The organism is Streptomyces sp. NPDC056224 (assembly GCF_042267665.1).
Taxonomy (GTDB): Bacteria; Actinomycetota; Actinomycetes; order Streptomycetales; family Streptomycetaceae; genus Streptomyces.
The window spans coordinates 211,293-230,561 of the sequence record NZ_JBHJTK010000006.1 but is presented as its reverse complement, the minus strand read 5'-3'; the positions used below and the strand labels follow the sequence as shown (position 1 = coordinate 230,561).

Annotated in this window: 17 protein-coding genes and 1 tRNA gene; 10 read left to right on the top strand and 8 right to left on the bottom strand. The window is 73.1% G+C overall.

Going from position 1 to position 19,269, the window contains the following annotated elements:
- Positions 1 to 6 precede the first annotated feature (6 nt).
- The 5 genes from ACFCZ1_RS11595 to ACFCZ1_RS11575 all read left to right on the top strand — a co-directional run bounded on the left by ACFCZ1_RS11595 (position 7) and on the right by ACFCZ1_RS11575 (position 4,725).
- A complete protein-coding gene (locus ACFCZ1_RS11595) occupies positions 7 to 729 on the top strand; it encodes an RNA polymerase sigma factor (RefSeq protein ID WP_376678179.1) in 723 nt (240 codons plus the stop codon).
- Positions 726 to 1,469 carry a hypothetical protein gene (locus ACFCZ1_RS11590; RefSeq protein WP_376678178.1) on the top strand — a complete coding sequence of 248 codons (744 nt, stop codon included), beginning with the start codon at positions 726 to 728 and terminating at the stop codon, positions 1,467 to 1,469. The genes ACFCZ1_RS11595 and ACFCZ1_RS11590 overlap by 4 nt, the downstream gene beginning before the upstream one ends.
- Before the next feature lie 41 nt (positions 1,470 to 1,510).
- The gene (locus tag ACFCZ1_RS11585) at positions 1,511 to 2,029 is read left to right on the top strand and encodes a hypothetical protein (RefSeq protein WP_376678177.1); all 519 of its coding nucleotides are present in this window, start codon (positions 1,511 to 1,513) and stop codon (positions 2,027 to 2,029) included.
- A 48-nt stretch (positions 2,030 to 2,077) separates the two neighbouring features.
- Positions 2,078 to 4,384 carry a bifunctional polysaccharide deacetylase/glycosyltransferase family 2 protein gene (locus ACFCZ1_RS11580; RefSeq protein WP_376678176.1) on the top strand — a complete coding sequence of 769 codons (2,307 nt, stop codon included), beginning with the start codon at positions 2,078 to 2,080 and terminating at the stop codon, positions 4,382 to 4,384.
- A gap of 62 nt (positions 4,385 to 4,446) precedes the next feature.
- The gene (locus ACFCZ1_RS11575) at positions 4,447 to 4,725 is read left to right on the top strand and encodes a hypothetical protein (RefSeq protein ID WP_376678175.1); all 279 of its coding nucleotides are present in this window, start codon (positions 4,447 to 4,449) and stop codon (positions 4,723 to 4,725) included.
- A gap of 92 nt (positions 4,726 to 4,817) precedes the next feature.
- Here ACFCZ1_RS11575 and ACFCZ1_RS11570 read toward each other — a convergent pair whose 3' ends face one another.
- Together ACFCZ1_RS11570 and ACFCZ1_RS11565 are read right to left on the bottom strand one after the other, a co-directional pair.
- Complete coding sequence (locus ACFCZ1_RS11570) at positions 4,818 to 4,961, bottom strand: hypothetical protein (RefSeq protein ID WP_376678174.1); 144 nt, start codon at positions 4,959 to 4,961, stop codon at positions 4,818 to 4,820.
- Between the two features lie 145 nt (positions 4,962 to 5,106).
- Positions 5,107 to 5,373, bottom strand: coding sequence for a hypothetical protein (locus ACFCZ1_RS11565; protein WP_376678173.1), 267 nt, complete (start codon positions 5,371 to 5,373; stop codon positions 5,107 to 5,109).
- A gap of 354 nt (positions 5,374 to 5,727) precedes the next feature.
- Here ACFCZ1_RS11565 and ACFCZ1_RS11560 point away from each other — a divergent pair.
- Positions 5,728 to 5,800, top strand: a tRNA-Arg gene (locus ACFCZ1_RS11560).
- A 76-nt stretch (positions 5,801 to 5,876) separates the two neighbouring features.
- On the opposite strand, the gene ACFCZ1_RS11555 is transcribed toward ACFCZ1_RS11560, so the two are convergent.
- The 4 genes from ACFCZ1_RS11555 to ACFCZ1_RS11540 all read right to left on the bottom strand — a co-directional run bounded on the left by ACFCZ1_RS11555 (position 5,877) and on the right by ACFCZ1_RS11540 (position 13,357).
- Positions 5,877 to 7,145, bottom strand: coding sequence for an ATP-binding protein (locus ACFCZ1_RS11555; protein WP_376678172.1), 1,269 nt, complete (start codon positions 7,143 to 7,145; stop codon positions 5,877 to 5,879).
- Between the two features lie 994 nt (positions 7,146 to 8,139).
- Positions 8,140 to 8,340 (bottom strand): hypothetical protein, encoded by a 201-nt coding sequence (locus ACFCZ1_RS11550; protein WP_376678171.1) that lies wholly within the window; start codon positions 8,338 to 8,340, stop codon positions 8,140 to 8,142.
- 116 nt (positions 8,341 to 8,456) lie between these two features.
- Positions 8,457 to 10,358: an MFS transporter gene (locus ACFCZ1_RS11545; protein WP_376678256.1), complete on the bottom strand. Its 1,902-nt coding sequence runs from the start codon at positions 10,356 to 10,358 to the stop codon at positions 8,457 to 8,459.
- Between the two features lie 113 nt (positions 10,359 to 10,471).
- A complete protein-coding gene (locus ACFCZ1_RS11540) occupies positions 10,472 to 13,357 on the bottom strand; it encodes a hypothetical protein (RefSeq protein ID WP_376678170.1) in 2,886 nt (961 codons plus the stop codon).
- A gap of 163 nt (positions 13,358 to 13,520) precedes the next feature.
- Here ACFCZ1_RS11540 and ACFCZ1_RS11535 point away from each other — a divergent pair, with 163 nt between their 5' ends.
- From ACFCZ1_RS11535 to ACFCZ1_RS11525, 3 genes are all read left to right on the top strand, one after another.
- Complete coding sequence (locus tag ACFCZ1_RS11535) at positions 13,521 to 14,255, top strand: GPP34 family phosphoprotein (RefSeq protein ID WP_328926181.1); 735 nt, start codon at positions 13,521 to 13,523, stop codon at positions 14,253 to 14,255.
- Between the two features lie 223 nt (positions 14,256 to 14,478).
- On the top strand, positions 14,479 to 15,363 hold the full coding sequence (locus ACFCZ1_RS11530; protein WP_376678169.1) for a helix-turn-helix domain-containing protein: 885 nt from the start codon (positions 14,479 to 14,481) through the stop codon (positions 15,361 to 15,363).
- A 212-nt stretch (positions 15,364 to 15,575) separates the two neighbouring features.
- Positions 15,576 to 15,785: a DUF397 domain-containing protein gene (locus ACFCZ1_RS11525; protein WP_376678168.1), complete on the top strand. Its 210-nt coding sequence runs from the start codon at positions 15,576 to 15,578 to the stop codon at positions 15,783 to 15,785.
- A gap of 172 nt (positions 15,786 to 15,957) precedes the next feature.
- Here ACFCZ1_RS11525 and ACFCZ1_RS11520 read toward each other — a convergent pair whose 3' ends face one another.
- Complete coding sequence (locus ACFCZ1_RS11520) at positions 15,958 to 16,842, bottom strand: hypothetical protein (protein ID WP_376678167.1); 885 nt, start codon at positions 16,840 to 16,842, stop codon at positions 15,958 to 15,960.
- Between the two features lie 127 nt (positions 16,843 to 16,969).
- Here ACFCZ1_RS11520 and ACFCZ1_RS11515 point away from each other — a divergent pair, with 127 nt between their 5' ends.
- On the top strand, positions 16,970 to 18,196 hold the full coding sequence (locus ACFCZ1_RS11515) for a PLP-dependent aminotransferase family protein (RefSeq protein ID WP_376678166.1): 1,227 nt from the start codon (positions 16,970 to 16,972) through the stop codon (positions 18,194 to 18,196).
- 58 nt (positions 18,197 to 18,254) lie between these two features.
- On the opposite strand, the gene ACFCZ1_RS11510 is transcribed toward ACFCZ1_RS11515, so the two are convergent.
- Positions 18,255 to 19,250 carry a hypothetical protein gene (locus tag ACFCZ1_RS11510; protein ID WP_376678165.1) on the bottom strand — a complete coding sequence of 332 codons (996 nt, stop codon included), beginning with the start codon at positions 19,248 to 19,250 and terminating at the stop codon, positions 18,255 to 18,257.
- Positions 19,251 to 19,269: the final 19 nt, after the last annotated feature.

Sequence of the window (19,269 nt, the reverse complement as noted above, 5' to 3'; positions counted from 1 at the left end):
CGCATCATGTCCCGCGTGCACAGTGCGGAGGAGTTCGGCCCGGCCGACAGCGAAGCAGGCGTCCCCGGTGGCATACCGGATCCCGGCGCCATGTCCGACGAGATCAGAGCGGCACGGCACGGCGACGAGGCGGCGTTCAGGGCGCTGTTCCGGGCGGTGCAGCCGGGGCTGCTGCGCTACCTGACCGTGCTGGTCGGGGAGGACGCCGAGGACGTGGCGTCCGAGACCTGGCTGCAGGCGGCCCGCGATCTGGGCTCGTTCAGCGGGGACTTCGGGGACTTCCGCGGCTGGGTCGCGGCGATCGGCCGCGACCGCGCGCTGGACCCGCTGCGCCGCCGGGGGCGCCGGCCGGATGCCGAAGGGGCCGCGCAGGCCGCGCCCGGTACGGCCCTGTCCGCTGCGGCCGCACCCGGTACGGCCGACGCGCTGGCACTGATATCCCGGCTGCCCCGCGATCAGGCGGAGGCCGTGCTTCTGCGGGTGGTCATGGCCCTGGACGCGGAGGGCGCCGCCCGCGTCCTCGGCAAAAGGCCCGGTGCGGTGCGCAGGGCGGCACACCGCGGCCTGCGCGAGCTCGCCGGGCTCATCGCACGGCAGGAGGCGGGTCCGCCGGGGGGCCAAGGGCGCGCGGAGGGGGCGGACGGGGCGGCCCGGCCGAAGCCGCGGCGGAGGGGTTTCACCACGGGAGTGACATCGGCGGCGCCTTCGACGCTGAAGAGCAAGAGATGAGCACGCACCGAACCCACCGGATCGACCACGACACCGCCGAGCGGCTGCTCGCCGGTGCCCGGGCCGGTACCGGTGCCGGTGCCGGTGCTGGACACGACGCCCTCGTGAGGCTGCTCGCCGCTGCCGCCGCCCCCGCGGCGAGCAGCGAACTGCCCGGCGAGGAGGCGGCCGTGGCCGTGTTCCGGGCGGCTCGCCTCGCCCCTGCTGCCGCCGTGTCCCGCACATCCCGTACATCCCGTACATCCCGGAGGCGGTCGGTGCGCACGCCCGCGGTGGTCCTCGCCGCGAGGGTGGCGGCCGCCGTGCTGGCCACCGCCGTCGGCGGTGTCGCCGTCGCCGCCGGTACGGGCCACCTGCCCGCCGTCCTGGACGGTGGGCCCGAGGACGGCGTTCCGGCCCCCTCGCCATCGGCCGGTGCCGGGGCCCCCGGTGCGCGGAACCCGGGCACGCCCTCCGCCTCGCCCTCCGCCTCGCCCTCCACGGCGCTCCCCGACCCGGTGGGCGGCGGGAGCGGAGCAGTTAGCGGCTCACCTGCTCCGCGGCCGACGGACATCGCCGACGGCGCCGCGTCACCGGCGCAGACCGGCCGGCACGAACCCGGCGCCCGCCCCGGCAGCCCGGGGCCGACCCGGAGCCCGGGGGCGCCGGCCGTCCGGCCGACCGGCCCACCGGCCACCGACCCGGCTCCCTCCCCGTCCCCGCCCCGCAAGGACACACCGACCGGTCGCCCCACAGGGTGACCCCGCCGCTCCCCGCCCGCCACCCGCAGAGGCTGCCCACGATGCAACAACCGGCTTACCGGGACGACGACACGATGCCGCTCCCCCGCATCTGCGACGTCGCGACGGACGCCCCCGCCCCGAGCCCTGTCTTCGTCGACTCCTCCGGCCGGCGCCAGCGCCGGGTACGCCGCCTCGGCTGGTTGCTCGTCGTCCCCGCCGCCGCTTACATCGTGCTCCTGATCAGCTCACTGTTCGGCGGACCCACGCTCCAGTCCCCGTTCCTGCCGTCCCCGCGTGTCCCGGAGAACACCCAGAGCAGACCTCCCGTGGCCGAGCCGGGCTCCCCCTCACCCGGCGCCGTACGCCGCACCGGTGCGCCCGACACCTCGCCCCGCCCGTCCCCCTCCCCGTCCCGCGCCGGAGTCCAGCCGACGACCGGGGGCGGGCCCGGCACCACCAGCGGGCCGGCTCCCTCCGCCTCCCAGGGGAGCAGCCCGGCGCAGGGGAACGGATCCGGCCGCTCCGGCAAGCCCACGTCCCCGCCCGGCCAGGGCGGGAAGCCCACCGCTCACCCGTGAGCCGCCCCGTGACCCGCCCGGACCACCACAGGTAGGAAGCACATCCCCTTGTCGAAGAACCGCCGCCTGCCCCGGGGCCGGCACGGCACCGTGCGCAACGTCCCCCTGCGCACCCACTGGCTGCTGCTCACCGCGCTCGTCCTCACCCTCTCGGCCGCGCTGCTGCTGCAGGGCTACAGCAAGCACATGTTCGACACGACGGCCGACGGCGCACCGCGCGCGGCGGGTCCGGCCGCGGCCGTGCCGGAGCAGATCCTGTCGGGCGGCCCGGTCATCGACGGCGCAGCCGCCCGGACGGTCGGCGCCGCGCCCCGCACCATCGCCCTGACCTTCGACGACGGCCCCGACCCGGTCTGGACGCCGAAGGTCCTGGACGTCCTTCGCCGCAACGGCGTGCACGCGACGTTCTTCACCGTCGGCGCCCAGGTGGCGGCCCATCCGGAACTGGCCCGGCAGATCGTCGCGGACGGCCACCAGCTCGGCGTCCACACCTTCACCCACACCGATCTGGGCGCGGCCTCCGACTGGCGGCGCTCCCTGGAACTGCGCGAGAGCCAACTGGTCGTCGCCGGCGCCACCGGGGTCACCACCCCGCTGCTGCGCCCGCCCTATTCGTCGACCAACCGAGCGCTGGACGACGCCGGCTGGGCCACCGTCACCCAGGCCGGACGAGAGGGCTACCTGACGGTCCTCACCACACTGGACAGCGAGGACTGGCGTCGCCCCGGCGTCGGGCAGATCGTCGCCAACGCCACTCCCAAGGGCAGTGCCGGCCAGGTCGTCCTCATGCACGACGCGGGCGGCGACCGCTCGCAGACCGTCGCGGCCCTTGAGCAGCTCGTCCCCCGGCTCAAGGAGGCGGGCTTCCGCTTCGCCACCGTCAGCGACGCGGTCGGCCTCCCGGCACCCACACGACCGGCCACGACCCTCGACCGCTGGCAGGGCCTCGCCCTGAGCCAGGCGCTGCGCACGAGCGACTGGGTCCTCGAAGTGCTCTCCTGGCTGCTGTGGGCGGCCGGTGCGATCAGCGTGCTGCGCGCGGTGGCGGTGTTCGTCGCCGCCCGCCGTCACGTGCGGATGCGCCGCAAGCCCTGGGGGAACCCGGTCACCGAACCCGTCAGCGTCATCGTCCCCGCCTACAACGAGAGCGCCGGCATCGAGGCCGCCGTCCGCTCCCTGGTCGCATCGGACCACCAGGTGGAGATCATCGTGGTCGACGACGGCTCCACCGACGGCACCGCCGACATCGTCGAGGCCCTGCGCCTGCCCGGTGTGCACGTCATCCGCCAGCGCAACGCCGGCAAGCCAGCGGCCCTCAACACCGGCATCGCCGCCGCGTCCTGCAACCTGCTGGTCATGGTCGACGGCGACACCGTCTTCGAGCCGGACGCGGTCCGCATGATCGTCCAGCCCTTCGCCAACCGGCGCGTCGGCGCGGTGTCGGGCAACGCCAAGGTCGTCAACCGCGGCGGCCTGCTCGGCCGCTGGCAGCACATCGAGTACGTCGTCGGCTTCAACCTCGACCGTCGCCTCTTCGACCTCGCGGAATGCATGCCCACCGTGCCCGGTGCGATCGGCGCGTTCCGCCGCGAGGCGCTCCTGCGCGTCGGCGGCGTCAGCGACATCACCCTCGCCGAGGACACCGATCTGACCATGGCGCTGTGCCGGGACGGCTGGCGCGTCGTCTACGAGGAACGGGCCAAGGCCTGGACCGAGGCCCCCGCATCACTCGGCGCACTGTGGAAGCAGCGCTACCGCTGGTGCTACGGCACCCTGCAGGCCATGTGGAAGCACCGCGGCGCCCTCACCCAGCGGGGCCAGGCCGGGAAGCTCGGCCGTCGTGGCCTGCTCTACCTGCTGATGTTCCAGGTCCTGCTGCCGCTGCTCGCCCCGGTCGTGGACATCATCGCCGTCTTCGGCCTGGTCTTCCTCGACCCCCTGCGGATCGTCGGCCTGTGGAGCGCGTTCCTCGTCCTCCAGGTCCTGATGGGCCTGTACGCCTTCCACCTCGACGACGAGAGGCCCGGGGCGCTGTGGAGCCTACCGCTCCAGCAGTTCGTCTACCGCCAGCTCATGTACCTGGTCGTCATCCAGTCCGTCTTCACCGCGATCGCCGGATCCCGCCTGCGCTGGCAGCGGATGGAACGCTACGGAAGCCTCCAGGCCCCCGCCGGGTCCGGCTCCGAGACGCAGCCGCGTTCACGACCACAACCACAACCTCAACCGCATCAGGCCGCGGAACCCGCCCCGTACCTCGCCGCCCCGTACCTCGCCGCGCCGGGCGTCGAGCGCTGGCCCCCGTACCCCCAGGAGACCGGAAGCGCCGGCGGCCCGGCGGGCATGCCGCCCTGGTAGCTCGTGGTTACGCTGGAGATGCGGAAGAAGCCAGCCGTGATGACGAGGTGGGAGGTGCACCGATGAGACGACGTCATCACTTCCACGTCGATCACGCCGGGCACTCGGTCAGTGCCACCGTCCAGACGGGCCGCCGAGTGGAGGTGGAGGTGCTCGTCGACGGCAAGGAGACGGGCCACGCCACGACGCACGACGACCATCCCGTCAGCGTGCCCGTGGAACTGCCGACCGATCCACCGAGCACGGTGTCGGTGCGCGCCACACCCGGTCCGGGCGTGCCGCGCTGCTTCCTCGAGGCCGCCGGAGCCGATCCCCAGGTCATGTCCCCGCGTCCGTACTGACCGCGGTCACCGGCTTCCTCCCCGGCCCCGCACTCCCGCGGCCCGCGAAGGTCCGGCCGCCGGCTGCCGCGGTACCCCGGCGCTCCTCTTCGTCAGCCGCCCGGGGGGAGAACCGCGGCCGTCCAGCCGCTGACGAGGGCCGCCGTGACGCCGAGCAGTGCGGGCGCCCGGTGCCCGGGCCACCGTGCGGAGAGCAGGCTCCCCACGACGGCTCCGAGGAGCCACGGCGGCGCCATCAGGGCGCGAGGCTCCTGACGTCCGGGCGCGGGGTCCGGCCCGAGCCGAGCGGGCTGGATATCGAGCGCGAAGCCGTGCCGACTACCCGCCATTCATCCCTGCGTTGTGCGGCGGTTCCGCGTTTGAAGTTCTCCCGGGTCAAACTCATCCCGGTTGCCTCGTCGAAGTGCTCAGAAAAATCCATCTTCTTCCTCCCACCACGTCGATCGGTCCAATCGGCCCGGCCTCCGTCGCCAGGACGCCGGCCTCGAAGCGGCTACGTGCTCCGAGGCGGCCCGTCATTTCCGACATCATCCGGCGGGCGGTGCGCAGACCGATGCCGAGCTTCTTCGCTGCGATCTCGTCGGTGGCACTTTGGGTGGGCCGGCACAACTCCCGTTCCCGGTCGGGGGTGCGCCCAGTCGACGCCATGCGCTCCCACGCTCACAGGACCGACGCAAGGGTGCCCGTCACATCAGGTGACACCCGGCGCGGCAAGGAGGGAGGCGGTCTGGCGCGGTGAGGCCGCCCACGGACCGACGCGGCCCCGCTGATCTGCATCGGCCGTGCCCGGCTCAGCGACTCCGTCGCCCGAGCCAAGATCACCCACGGCCTCGCGGCCTGAGCCAGTACACACGTATCTCCGCTTACGGATCATGCACCACCCGCTACACTGACCGCGGTGGCCAGGCCTCACAGCCAGGTCTCCGCACCCTGCCGGGAAACCCGTCCGGATCGTCGCGTCCACCTGGACCGATTTTCAGACACGTTTTCCGACAGATCCCCGCCTTCGTAGCTCAGGGGATAGAGCACGGCTCTCCTAAAGCCGGTGTCGCAGGTTCGAATCCTGCCGAGGGCACACATCGAGGACCCCCAGCCGATCTCGGCCGGGGGTCCTCGTCGTCGTGCGGGAACGGGCGGGGCCGGGGCGGGAGTTACTCCGCGCCCTCGGTGGCCGGTGGGGCGGGGAGGGTGAGGCGGGCCTCGGCGCCGCCCGGGGCGGGGTTGCGGAAGGCGAGGATGGCGCCGAGGGTGCGGGCCTGGCCCGCGGCGATGGTCAGGCCCAGGCCGTGGCCCTTGTTCATGCCCTCCGTACGGAACCGCTGCGGGCCGGCGGTCAGGAGGTACTCCGGGTAGCCGGGGCCCGCGTCCGTCACGGTCACGGTCCGGCCGTCCACCCTGACCGCGACGGGGGCCGCGCCGTGCTTGTGGGCGTTGGCGATGAGGTTTCCCAGGATCCGCTCCAGGCGGCGCCGGTCCGTCTCCACCCGGGGGGACGAGACCACCTCCAGGGCCGTGTCCGTCCCCGAGGCGCGGATCGTACGGGCCGCCAGGTCGGCCAGGTCGTGGGAGTCGAGGTCCACGCGCTCGGTGCCCGTGTCCAGCCGGGAGATCTCCAGCAGGTCCTCGGTGAGCGCGCGCATGGCCCGTACGCGGTCCCGTACGAGCTCGGCCGGGCGGCCCGGCGGCAGGAGCTCGGCGGCCGCGTTCAGGCCGGTCAGGGGGGTGCGGAGCTCGTGGGCGACGTCCGCCGTGAACCGCTGCTCGGCTTCCAGCTTGCGCTGGAGCGTGGAGGCCATCGTGTCCAGGGCCCGGGAGACGGCCGCCACTTCGTCCTTGTTCCGCGGGCTGTCGCCGACCCTCGCGTCCAGGTCGCCGGCGCTGATCCGGCGCGCGACCTGCGCGGTCAGGTGCAGCCGCCGGGAGATCCGGGTGACGCCGAGCGCGCCGATGAGGAGGGTGCCGCCGATGGCGAGCACCGAGGAGCCGAGGATGGCCCGGTCCAGTTCGGCGATGGTCCGCTCGGCGGCGGTGAAGTCGATGGAGACGGCTATGGCGCTGTCGTGGTCGGCCGGGCCCGCCGCCCACATGGCGGACCGGCCGCGGTGTTCGCCGATGGCCGTGCCGCGCTTGCCGCTGACCGCCAGCCGGCGCAGTTCCGCGGGCAGGCCGACGGGGTCTATGCCCTCGCCCCGCGCCATGCGCGAGCCGGCCTCGTACGCGGCGACGGTCCGCTCCAGCTTGGCGAGCGCCTTCTCGCGCGCCGTGCCGACGGTCTGGTGCGTCATGGCGTTGTGCACGAGGCCGCCGAGGAGGGCCGCGAGCCCGCAGCACATGAAGGTGATGAAGAGGGCGGCCTTCCAGGTCAGGGTGGAGGTCCAGGCGGGCAGCCGGAGGCTGATCGTGCGCTGGGTCTCGCTCATGATCCTGGGACCCGTCCGTCCTCACTTGTCCGTCGCCGGGCTCCCCGGTCAGCTCACGGTAATGCGCCCGCCTGAGCGGGCATCAGGCGGCCTCCGGTCGAGATCACGCCAGATCAGGCCAGATCACGTCGGGGCCCGCCGGATCAGCCGGATCGCGGTGGATCACAGGGGAATCGCGTGGGAATCGCGGGGAATCGCGGAGGGATCGCGGAGGGATCGCGGTGGATCACGCCGCCAGGTCGGCGCAGAAGACGGCGTCGTCGCGGCAGGGGTGGCACACCGGGTGGCACAGGCGGTGACCGCGAGGGCGGTCACCGCCCCTGCGAGCCGGACGGGGCTGCGGAGGCGGGTCCGGGCGGCGGCGCGGGTCCGGCAGGAGGGCGGGTCCGGGGCGCGGGCGGGGTGCGCACGGGGCGCCGACCCGCGCGGCGGCGCGGGCACAAGCGGGGCGCGGGCACAGCCACGCGCGGCGGCCCGGGCACGTGGGCCCCAGGCACCCGCGGCGGCACGGGCACGCCGGGCGCAGGCACCGGCGGCGGCGCGGGTCCGACAGGAGGGCGGGTCCGGGGCGCGGGCGGGTGCGCACGGGGCGCCGACCCGCGCGGCGGCGCGGGCACAAGCGAGGCACAGGCACAGCCACGCGCGGCGGCCCGGGCACGTGGGCCCCAGGCACCCGCGGCGGCACGGGCACGCCGGGCGCAGGCACCGGCGGCAGCGCGGGGGCATGGCGTACTCCGGGCGGGGGCATGGCGTACTCCGGGCGGGGGCCGGCGCAGGGCGGGCTCGGAGCCGGGCCGACCGCCGACCGCCCTGTCAGCCGGTTTGCCCTGACGGCCGTCCCGATCGCCGCGAGGGCGATGTGCGCACCGTCCATCGGCGACGTGACGATCGCCCGACACCTGCACGTCCCCCGCAAAGCCGTGAAAGGTCGGGCGCGACGCACGAAGCCCTCCCGGCCGTAGCCGGAAGGGCCGTCCGAGTAGTTACGAAAAGGTCAGCTCAGGCCTCTGCTGCGCTCGCCGATGCGGTCGCCCTGCGGAGTTCCGGCCCGCTTCAGGTCCGCCTTCGTGTGCGCCCCGCCCTTCACCTTGCTCCGCACCAGGCCGTCGAAGCCGTGGCCTGCCGGACGCGGCGGCCGATCCGGCTCCTGGGCCTGGAAAGCCGCTCGGAAGTCCTGCTTCTGCTCTTTGCTCATCCCGTCGTCAACTCCCTCGGGAAGCACCCAATCGGACTACTGGGATCGTAAGCAGATATACGAGACAACGCACCCGGACCGGACGCAAAGTTTCCGGATGCCGATCGCCTCCCGGATCAAGGCCGGGGCGGAGCGGGCCGCTCCGGCAGCCCCAGCGACCCGTTGACCAGTTCCTCCGGGCACGGCGTGCCCCGCGGCAGCTGGTACTTCGCCGCCACCCGGTACTCCCCCGCCGTCGGCGCGAGCAGCTCCGTCCACACGTCGCCGGAATCGTCCGGAGCGGCCTTGAACAGGCATCCGGCCGTGTTCGCGTACTCCTTCGGAGCGGCCGCCTTCGCCTTCGACGCGAAGGTCTCCTCCGGCGGCGCCACCGGCTTGCCGGCCGTGTCCACCAGCCCCAGCCACGGCGAGTGCGGGATGCGCACCAGCACCCGCCCGGGCCGCTGCACGTCGATGACGAGCCGGTCGGCGCCCGCCCGCACCACCGTCGCCGGCCCGGACACCAGATCGGTCGGCTCGTGCACCTTGAACAGCTGCCAGTTCACGTCGCCCCACACCAGCTGGAGGTACGGGAGCCCCTGGCGCACCAGCTTCGCCTCGTCCTCCCCGCCCGAATCGGGTTTGTCGGCGGGCAGCACCACGTAGTGCACGGCCCAGCGCTCCAGCCAGGCGCGGTAGCTGTCGGCGGTGAGGGTGTCGTCGTAGAAGAGCGGGTTCCGCTCCAGGTCGGCCTGCCGGTTCCAGCCGCGCGCGAGGTTCACGTACGAGGGGAAGGCGGAGGATTCCCGGTGACTGCTGGCCGGGACCACCTCGACCCGGCCCCGGTCCGCGCCCGCCTTCTGCAGCTGGTCGACGAGCGGGGCCAGCTCGCGGTTCCAGGCGGCCACCGGAGTGGTGCGCACGATGTCCATGACGCTGTTGGTGGTGATCCAGATGTTCAGCCCGGCGAAGGCCAGCAGCACCCCGTACCAGTGCCGCGAGCGCCTGACCGGGTACGGGAGCGCCGCGAGCAGCACGGCCCCGCCGAACAGCATGACCAGCCGGGTCACGTTCGAGCCGACCTGGGAGTCGATCTGCCAGGTCAGGTAGACCCCGAAGGTGTAGACGGCCGAGGCGATCCGGACCGTCTTCCAGCGCTTCGGCACGAGGAACAGGATCGCCAGGGCGAACACGAACGGCGGCGCGGCCGAGCCCAGCTTCATCGGCTGCGTCCCGGCGAAGGGGAACAGCCAGGCCGACAGCCCGACCACGGCCACCGGCGCCAGCCCCAGCGCGTACGCGCCCGGGCGCCGCCTGCTCAGGAACAGCGCGGCCGCGATCACCCCGAGGAAGAGCCCGGCGACCGGGCTGGCGGCGGTCGCGAGTCCGGCCAGCGGGGCCGCGACGGCCGCCTTGGCCCAGCGCCGCTCCGCCCATTTGCGCGGCCAGCAGAAGACGGCGGCGACCGCGCCGAGCGCGAACATCACGCCGAGGCCGAACGTCACGCGGCCCGAGAGGGCGTTGCAGAACAGCCCGTACACCCCGGCCAGGGCGGGCCACAGGGGCTCGCGCACGGCGCCGCGGCAGCGGGTCAGGACCAGGGCGAGCAGCGCGGCCGAGACGGTGCCCGCGATCATCATCGTGGTCCGCACGCCGAGCATGTGCATGAGGTACGGCGAGACCACGCTGTACGAGACCGGGTGCATGCCCCCGTACCAGGCGAGGTTGTACGCCGAGTCGGGGTGGCGGCCGACGAACTCCGCCCAGGCGTCCTGCGCGGCGAGATCGCCCCCGCTGTTGGCGAAGCTGAAGAACCAGACGACGTGCAGCACCCCGGCGAGCAGCGTCGATACGGCGACCGGGTGGCGGCGGAGCCGGTGCAGGAGCCGGTGCAGGAGCCGACGGGGTATGCCGCCGGGCGCGGCGGGAGCGGGCAGCACGGCGCCGCCCTCGCCGTCGGCGATCGGCGAAGCGGCTGCCCGCGGGCGTCCCTGCTGCTCAGCGGTGGTCACTGCCGCACTCCCCGCACTCCCCCACACATGGATCAACACACGGGTCCACACCTGCGGACACGTCCCGGGTCCCGGGACGTGAGACGTGCTCCGGCGCCCCGGGGTTGCCCGGGGCGCCGGATCCACGCTCCCACCTGCTGTCAGCCGACGCGCGTCAGCTTGCTGCCAATGCCCGGCGCGGCGAGGTCGCTCTGCAGGGCCACCGGCACCTTCACCTGGCTCGCGCCCTCACCGACGGTCAGTACGCCGATCTCGGTGCCGGCCCTGGCGGTCTGCGGGATCTTGCTGCCGCCGTCGGCCAGCTTCACGTCCACGGTGAGGCCGGCCCAGCCGACCGCCTGGACGTCGGCGGTGGCCACGACCGGGGTCCGGCCGCCGAGGCCGTCGTCCACGTGTCCCACGACATCACCCTTCTTCACGACGGGCGCGCCTTCGAGGGCCTTCTGGGTGGCGATCATCAGCTGCTTGCTCGCGGCGAGCACGCTGTCGATGATCGGCGGCTTGTGCTGGCCGAGGACGGCTCCGACGATCAGCTGGTTGGTCTTGCCGACCTTCTTCTGGGCGGCGAAGAGGAGGTTTCCGCCGGCCTTGGTCGTCGTACCGGTCTTGATGCCGAGCGAGTCGTTGTACGGGACCAGGCCGTTCCAGTTCCGCCAGCTCTTGCCCGACGGGTCGACCCAGCTGGGCTTGGAGGTGATCTCCAGCAGCGCGTCCATCTCGACGAGCTTCAGGCCCAGCTTCACCTGGTCCTCGGCGGTGCTGACCGTCGTCGCGTCCAGACCCGAGGGGTCGGTGTACGTGGTGTTGGTCATGCCGAGTTCCTTGGCGGTGTCGTTCATCTTCTTGACGAACGCCTCCTGGGAACCCGAGTCCCAGCGCGCGAGCAGCCGCGCGATGTTGTTGGCCGACGGGATCATGAGGGCGGCGATCGCGTCGTGCTCCGAGATCTTGTCGCCCTCCTTGACCGTGTCGAGGGTGGACTCGTTGTCGGTCGAGTTGTTCTTCTTGCCCTCGGTCTCGGCCGTCTTGTCGACGTCGATCATCTGGCCCTGCTCACCCTTCTTGAAGGGGTGGTCGCGCAGGATGATGTACGCCGTCATCGACTTGGTGACGCTCGCGATCGGCACGGGCTTCTGCTCGCCGGACTGCCCGAGGGTGCCGAGGCCGGCGGCGGCCATGTAGGCCTGGCCCTCGCTGGGCCAGGGCAGGTCGGGCTTGGCGCCGTCGAAGGTGTACGAGGACTTCGCGGTCATCACGAGCTTCGGCTGGGGCAGGGGGCGCACCAGCTGCACGACGGCCAGGATGATCGCGAGGAGCACGACGAGCGGGAAGTAGATCTTGAACCGCCGGATCGCGGTGCGGAGCGGGCTCGGCGGCGGCGGCGGGTTGTTCGTGAGGTCCGCCAGCATGTCGAGCGGCGGCTTGGGCGGCAGGGGCTGCTGGGTGGTCCGTTCGGTGCGGTCCGTCGCGGCGGCGGGCGCGGGGGCCGGCGCGGGGGCCGGGACCTTCGGGGCCGGAGCCTTCGGGGCCGGAGCCTTCTGAGCCGGGGCATCGGCCGTCTTCGGCTTCGGCTTCGGCTGCTGCCCGGGCTCGTCGGTCCGTAGCGGCACGAAGGTGCTGGCCTTCGGCGCCGCCGCGGCGGATTCGGCAGCGGCGGGCTTCACCGCGCGGAACACGGCGGTGCGCTCGCTGTCGGCGGACTCCTCCGCCTGAGCGGCGGCCTTCGACTCGGCCTTCGACTCGGCCTTCGACTCCGTCGCTGAACCGGCATCCGCAGCCGGCTTCGGCTTCACCGCACGGAACACGGCGGTGCGCTCGCTGTCGGCGGACTCCGCCTCGGAATCCACCTTCGGAATCCGGAACACCCCGGTCCGCTCTCGCGGAGCGGGCTCCTTGACCGACTCGCCCGCGGAATCGGAATCGGAATCGGAGGGGGAGGTGGAGGGAGACGCGGAGGGGGACGCGGACGCCGAGGCGGAGTCAGCCTTCGGCTTGACGGCCCGGAACACGGCGGTGCGCTCACTGTCGGCCGATCCGCCGGCGGGAGCGGCCTTCGGCTCCGCCGAAGCGGAACCGCCGGACCGGTCGGCCGGGGTCTCCTTCGACCCGGCTGAAGCGGAGTCGGCAGCGGCAGGCTTCACGGCCCGGAACACGGCGGTGCGCTCACTGTCGGCCGATCCGCCGGCGGGAGCAGCCTTCGGCTCCGCCGAAGCGGAACCAGCGGGCCGTGCGTCGGAGGCCGGCTTCCCGGTGCGGAAGACGGCGGTGCGCTCGCTGTCGGCCGGCCCATCGGCGGCAGCCGCCTTCGGCTCCACGGAAGCGGAATCGGCAGGCCGATCGGCCGGAGCCGACTTCCCCGCCGGGGACTCCTTCGGCGCAGCCGAACCGGAGCCCGCGGACCGCCCGGCAGCAGCCGGCTTCTCGACCTCCGACACCACCTCCGACTTCACCGAAGCGGAATCGGCAGGCCGATCGGCCGGAGCCGGCTTCCCCACCGGGGACTCCTTCGGCGCAGCCGAACCGGAGCCCGCGGGCCGGTCGGCCGGAGCCGGCTTCTCGACCTCCGGATCCGCCGAAGCGGAATCCACAGACCGGTCAGCCGGAGCCGACTTCGACCCGGCCGGACCCGAAGCGGAACCAGCGGCCTGCGGCCGCACGGCAGCCGGATCCGCCGCCTCGGCCTCGGCCTCAGCCCCGGCACTCGAACCCGACCCCGACCCTGAGGCCCGCTCCGCCCGTTCGGAGGACCCGGCGGCGCCGGGGTCCGGCGCGGGCACCGCTGCCCGACTCGCCGCTTCCGGAGCCCGGTCCTCCTCGGAGGTCTCCTCGTCGGCCGTGGCGACCCACGCCGCCACCACGTCCCGCAGCGCATCCCGCTCAGCGGCGGGGGCCTCGGAATCCCGCGGCCGGAACACCGAGAGCCTCGGGTCACCCTCCGCGGAGGTCGACGCCACCCCCGGCGTTCCTTCATCAACCGACTTGTCGGGGGACTCGCCCGCCACCAGTTCCTCCTCCGTCGTCGCCATGTCCGGCTGTCCGAATGTCTAACAGTGTCCCGTCTAGGGGGCATCGCCCCCGTGCTAGACGAGAACGACATAGCTGCGGGTTCCCCCACAAAGCGGCCACGCGCTCTCGACAGATGAATGTGAGAGGCGTCACCCTGTCACTCATCCACGCGGGGAGGCATGGATGGGCAGGAGCCGCAGAACAATTCCGGAGGAGCTTCTGTTGCTCGCCTTGGACCCGGCCACGGGTACCACGGCGCAGCCGCAGTCGCTCGACCTCGGCCTGGCCGGGGCACAGCTAGTGGAGCTGGCTCTGGCAGGACGGATAGCCCCTGACGGGGATCGTATCGCCGTGGTGATGCCACGGCCGACAGGAGATCCGACTCTGGACTCCGCACTGGAACTGCTGCGCAGGCGCGGCAGTCCGGTACGGGCCGTCCACTGGATCGGTGGACCCCGCCTGGGGCTCCGCCAGATTTACCTCGCGCACCTGGAGCGCTGCGGCATGGTCCACGCCGTCGCGGGACAGATGTGCGGGGTGCTGCCGACAACTCGCTACCAGGCGACGGACACGGCGATCAGCCGGGAGATCCGTGCCCGGCTCGACAGTGCGATCCGCACCGGCGTACCGCCGGACCCGCGGACCGCGGCGCTTGCCGCACTGGCCCACGCGGTCGGGCTCGGCAAGCACCTGTACCCCGGCAACGAGGGGCGGTCGTCCAGGTCCCGGCTGCGGGACCTGATCCGGCACGACCCGATGGGCGGACTCGTGGCGCACGCCGTGATGGACGTCCAGAACGGTGTGGCCGCACAGCCGCGCCGTGACCGCGCACCAGCACCGCCGGCCCGTGCCACGGCGAGCAGCGTCCCGCTGCAGCCGCGCCGGACGGGTGCGATGGCCCGCGCGGCCGCCCACTGATCCACCCGCTCCATCGCAATGCCATCGCCGTGACCGACGTCCGCAAAGACCCGGTTCGGGAGCCGCCAGCGCGCGGGGTGACGAGGCCGATACACCGGCCGCGTCGCCCCGCGCGTCTGTTTTCCCGGCCGTTCCCCAGCGGTGACGCCCGCTTCGGTGGCAGTCTGCTCGACATCAGACACGCAGAGAGACCGCTACAGAAGAAGGCGGAGGTGCCGTTCACGTGGCGTCCAATGTCAATCCCACCGTCCGACGCCGCCGACTGGGCATGGAGTTGCGCAAGCTCCGCGAGGACAAGGGCATGACGGCCGAGCAGGTCGCCGAGCGCCTGCTCGTCTCCCAGTCCAAGATCAGCCGGCTGGAGAACGGCCGCCGCTCCATCAGCCAGCGCGACGTACGGGACCTGTGCGAGGTGTACGAGGTGGAGGACCTCCGGCTGGTGGACTCGCTCATGCAGATGGCCAAGGACTCCCGCCAGCAGGGCTGGTGGCACGCCTTCGGAGACATCCCGTACAGCGTCTACATCGGCCTGGAGACGGACGCCGCGAGCCTGCGCACGTACGAACCGCTGGTCATCCCGGGGCTGCTCCAGACCACGGAGTACGCGCAGGCCCTCGTCCGCGGCGCGTGGCCGGAGACCGCTCCGGCGGACGTGGAGAAGCGCGTCCAGGTCCGGATGCACCGCCAGAAGCGGCTCTCCGAGACGGACAACAACAACCCGGAGCTCGGACCGCTGCGGCTGTGGGCGGTCATCGACGAGGCGGCACTGCGCCGGCGCGTGGGCGACGACCAACTGATGGTCCGCCAGCTCCAGTACTTGATAGAGCAGTCGGAACAGCCGCACGTCACGGTGCAGGTGATGCCGTTCTCGCTCGGGGCGCACCCCGGCGTCAACGGCCAGTACGCCATCCTCGAATTCCCGGACGCCTCCGACTCGACCGTGGTCTACATCGAGGGCGTGACGAGCGACCTGTACCTGGAGAAGGCCAACGACGTGCAGAAGTACAGCGTGATGTACGAACACCTGCGCGCCCAGGCCCTCAACGTCGACCAGACGCGGGAGTTCATCTCGGGGATCATCGACCGCTACGCGGGCAAAGGCGAGTAAATCACCAGGAGGCAGGGCGAGTCCGGGAGCGCGGCGGGGCGGGTCGGCACGGTACACCGTCACTCCCCGGCCACATAAGACCTGACTGGAATATGCCACTCGGTCGGGTGAACGGCTCCTTCACCTATCAGGAGCTGCGGGTAGCGTCGATCACGTCGGCCGGACCAGTGGCCGACACGCCAGCAGAACTACTCGCTGAACCGGAGAGAAACATGGCTATTCGCCAGGGCGCCACGGACAACTGGACCAAGTCCTCCTATTCCGCCAACGGGGCCTGTGTCGAGGTCAAGTCCCCCGTCATGGAAGCCATCGCGGTCCGCGACTCGAAGGTGCAGGACGGCCCGTCCCTCACCTTCGCCCCCGGCTCCTGGTCCTCGTTCGTCGACGGTGTCACCGAGGGCCGGCTGGGACGCCTCGCCTAAACGTCACTGCATGCGACCCAGCCACCCCGGATGCGCCGTCGGAACCACGGGCCATCCGTGCTACCGCAGCACTGACTAGAGCCCTCTCGACTGGCCGCCGTCCTGGCCGAGGGGGCTCGGCCGTGTCCGGGGGCTCCCGGGTGCGGTCACCTCAGCTGGTCACCTCAGCTGCTCACCTCAGCTGGTCGACGTACCGGTCCGTTCCCGGGACCGTGGGGACGAATGGCGCCACCAGCTCGACCCGCCCGAGTCCCGCCTCCGCGACCTCGGCGTCCAGCCCCTGGAAGTGGGCCCAGCAGGCCGGCTCCCGGGGGTCCTGCTCCAGGAACCACAGCAGCGTGAGGCGGGTGTCGACCCCCTCGACCTGCTTGACGTACGTCATCCGGTCGCCGGGCAGCGGCGTGGGCCGGAAGACCGTCACCATCGCGGCCGCAGAGCCGTGCAGCCGCTCGGGCAGGGCGCGTGCGCGCAGCCATTCCAGCAGTTCGGCCCGCCGCTCCGGGCCGTCGGCGTCGACGACCTGCACGACGAGGCCCGCGTACGGATGGTCGAGGGCGTGGAAGTCGCGCGGGCCCGCGGCGCCGTCGCGGTAGACGGTGGCCTCGTGGTCCTGGAAGGCCGTGAACACGTGGGTGCGGTCCCGGTACACCCGGCCGTCGCGGTTCAGCCGCTTGTTGATGCCGACCGTCCACTTCATGTGCTCGTCGTAGCGGCCCTCGGTGACCCAGTACGTGGACAGGTAGCAGCCGGCGGTGACCGGCTGGGCGACGGCCGACTTCTCGGGGTAGCGCAGCTCCTGGAGCTCGCGGGTGGCCACCCAGCGGCGGCCCGCGTACATCCACGGCATGGCCATCGCACCGGCGTAGTAGTGGTCGTCCTCGTACCAGCGGTTGTACGCGTACTCGTGCCCCGGGTGCGGCTCCACCATGGTGATCAGCGCATGGCCGGGGCGGACGCCGTAGGGGCCGACGGCCGCGAGGGCGGCGTAGTCCTCGGCGCGGGTGTCCTGCTGCGGCCGCCGGTCCTGGGGCGGGCGGCCCTGCTCTCCTGTCGTCATGGGACCGGTCTAGCTGATGTGCCGTCAGATGGGGAGGGGGCGGAGCCGGTTCACGATGTGACACATGCGTGCCGTCTGCATCTTTCTGGGGCTACGATGCGCCCACCCGACTCCCCGAGGAGCTCCCGTGCCCGCTGAAGCCGCCCTCCCCGTCACCGTGTCGCCGCCCCCCGCGTTCGCCGCGCGCGCCACGTCGGTGGGGGGTTCGCCCGTACGCGAGATCCTCGCGCTCACCGGGCGCCCCGGGATCGTCTCCTTCGCCGGCGGCCTCCCCGCCCCGGAGCTCTTCGACACCGAGGGGCTGCGGACCGCGTACGACGCCGCCTTCTCGGCCTCCGCGCGGCGGGCGCTGCAGTACTCGACCACCGAGGGGGCGCCGGAGCTGCGGGCAGCCGTCGCGCGGCGGGCGACGGCGCGGGGGCTGGCGACGGGCGAGGACGACGTGATCGTCACCTCGGGCTCCCAGCAGGCCCTCACGCTCATCACGAGCGCCCTGATCGAGCCCGGGGACGTGGTCCTCGTCGAGAACCCCACCTACCTGGCGGCGCTCCAGTGCTTCGCGCTGGCCGGGGCGAGGGTGGTGGCCGTGCCCTGCGACGAGGAGGGCCTGATCCCCGAGGCCCTGGCCGAGGCCGTCGTACGGGAACGCCCCAAGCTGCTCTACACGATCCCCACCTTCCAGAACCCGACCGGGCGCACCCTGCCGGGGACCCGGCGGGCGGCGGTGGCGTCGACGGCCGCCCGCCTCGGGCTGTGGCTCGTCGAGGACGATCCGTACGGAGACCTGCGCTACGAGGGCGCGGAGGTCCCCTGGCTGGCGGCCCACCCGGGGGCCGAGGACCGCACGGCGCTGCTCGGCAGCTTCTCCAAGATCATGGCGCCGGGGCTGCGACTGGGCTGGCTGCGGGCCCCGGCGGCCCTGCGCCGGGCCGCGGTGATAGCGAAGCAGGCGGCCGACCTGCACACCTCGACGGTGGACCAGCTGGCCGCGGCCCACTACCTGGCCGCGGCGGATCTGGACGCCCACATCGCAGGAGTCCGCGCCGCCTACCGTTCGCGGCGCGACGCCCTGTTGGCGGGCCTGGCCGGTGTCCTCCCGGCGGGCTCCGCGTGGAACCGCCCGGAGGGCGGCATGTTCGTCTGGGCCCGCCTCCCGGAGGGCCACGACGCGACGGCCCTCCTGAAGACGGCCCTCGCACACGAGGTCGCCTTCGTGCCGGGGTCCTCCTTCTTCACGGGCCCCCCGGACCCCCGCACCCTGCGCCTGTCGTTCACGACGCACACGCCGCAGGAGATCGCGCGGGGCGTGGCCCGCCTGGGCGCGGCGCTGACGGAGCACGGGAGCCGGTGGTAGCGGTGCCCGGCGGCGGGCGGCGGCGGGCGGCAGCGGCGGCGGACCGTTCCCCGCACCGTCACGGGCAGGCCGCGGCCGGGTCGTCGTGCACGAGGGCGCAGATCATCTGCGCGCCGCGCCGGTGATCGGGGTACGCCGCGAGCAGCTCGGCCTTGAAGTCGTTCCACTGGCGCGTGATCTCGGCGGTGGCCCCGGCCGTGGCGCGGCGGAAGTCGTCATCCGTCCTGGATCGGGCGGACTCGGCGGTGTCCTTGTTCAGGTCGCGGTTGTGGGAGACGCGGCCGTCGCAGTCGGCGGGTTTGACGCCGGTGGAATCGAAGTCGGGGTAGCAGCCGGTGGCGAGGTCTTCGGGAACGCGCTCGCGCGCCTCCCGGGTCCAGTCGGCGTCCTTCATCGCGCTGTAGCGGCGGATGTCGAGGAACGGGGCCACGTCCGTCCGCTCCAGGCCGGGCGGGTTGGCGGGGCCCACCGGACCGGGGGCGGCCCGGTCGCTCCAGTTGGAGTGCGCGTAGAAGTCCTCGATCTGGTGCCAGCCGCGGCCGAGCTGTTCGATGAGGACGCACTTGGCGCGCCCGGGCTTCTCCTCCCACGCGCAGGGGGAGGACAGGTCGCTCTGGTCGGCGCGCACCGTGCCGCCGGCGTCGACGAGGCCGTCGGCGGCCCGGACCGCGCTGCGGAAGCGGGCGACGGAGGTGCGGACGCACGCGAGGAGTTCGGTGGTGGCCTCGTCCCGGGTGCGGGGGTAGCCGGGGGCGTGGCGCGGGGCGAGGTAGTCGGCGTTGTCGCAGTGCAGGGGGCCGACGTCGAAGTAGGGGCGGCGGTCGTTGGCGTTGATCGCCCCGTCGCGGGCGTCGGCCATCGCGGTCAGGGTCACGGGCTGCCAGGGCAGTGCGGCCCGGGTGATGTCCTCGTGGTTGTCGCCGGTGAAGGCGTGGGCGGGACGGGCCGGCACGGCGGCCAGCGCGGCCCCCAGGAAGACCGCGGCAGCCACGAGGGCCGTCCGGGGCGGGCCGGGCAGCGGGCGGTGGGACGTACGGGGCGCCGGTACGGCCATGACTCCATCCTGCGCGCCC

Coding starts and splice junctions, on each gene's coding strand:
- ACFCZ1_RS11595 (WP_376678179.1), top strand. CDS start 7: ATGTCCCGCGTGCACAGTGCGGAGGAGTTCGGCCCGGCCGACAGCGAA.
- ACFCZ1_RS11590 (WP_376678178.1), top strand. CDS start 726: ATGAGCACGCACCGAACCCACCGGATCGACCACGACACCGCCGAGCGG.
- ACFCZ1_RS11585 (WP_376678177.1), top strand. CDS start 1,511: ATGCAACAACCGGCTTACCGGGACGACGACACGATGCCGCTCCCCCGC.
- ACFCZ1_RS11575 (WP_376678175.1), top strand. CDS start 4,447: ATGAGACGACGTCATCACTTCCACGTCGATCACGCCGGGCACTCGGTC.
- ACFCZ1_RS11570 (WP_376678174.1), bottom strand. CDS start 4,961: ATGGCGCCGCCGTGGCTCCTCGGAGCCGTCGTGGGGAGCCTGCTCTCC.
- ACFCZ1_RS11565 (WP_376678173.1), bottom strand. CDS start 5,373: ATGGCGTCGACTGGGCGCACCCCCGACCGGGAACGGGAGTTGTGCCGG.
- ACFCZ1_RS11555 (WP_376678172.1), bottom strand. CDS start 7,145: ATGAGCGAGACCCAGCGCACGATCAGCCTCCGGCTGCCCGCCTGGACC.
- ACFCZ1_RS11550 (WP_376678171.1), bottom strand. CDS start 8,340: ATGAGCAAAGAGCAGAAGCAGGACTTCCGAGCGGCTTTCCAGGCCCAG.
- ACFCZ1_RS11540 (WP_376678170.1), bottom strand. CDS start 13,357: ATGGCGACGACGGAGGAGGAACTGGTGGCGGGCGAGTCCCCCGACAAG.
- ACFCZ1_RS11535 (WP_328926181.1), top strand. CDS start 13,521: ATGGGCAGGAGCCGCAGAACAATTCCGGAGGAGCTTCTGTTGCTCGCC.
- ACFCZ1_RS11525 (WP_376678168.1), top strand. CDS start 15,576: ATGGCTATTCGCCAGGGCGCCACGGACAACTGGACCAAGTCCTCCTAT.
- ACFCZ1_RS11520 (WP_376678167.1), bottom strand. CDS start 16,842: ATGACGACAGGAGAGCAGGGCCGCCCGCCCCAGGACCGGCGGCCGCAG.
- ACFCZ1_RS11510 (WP_376678165.1), bottom strand. CDS start 19,250: ATGGCCGTACCGGCGCCCCGTACGTCCCACCGCCCGCTGCCCGGCCCG.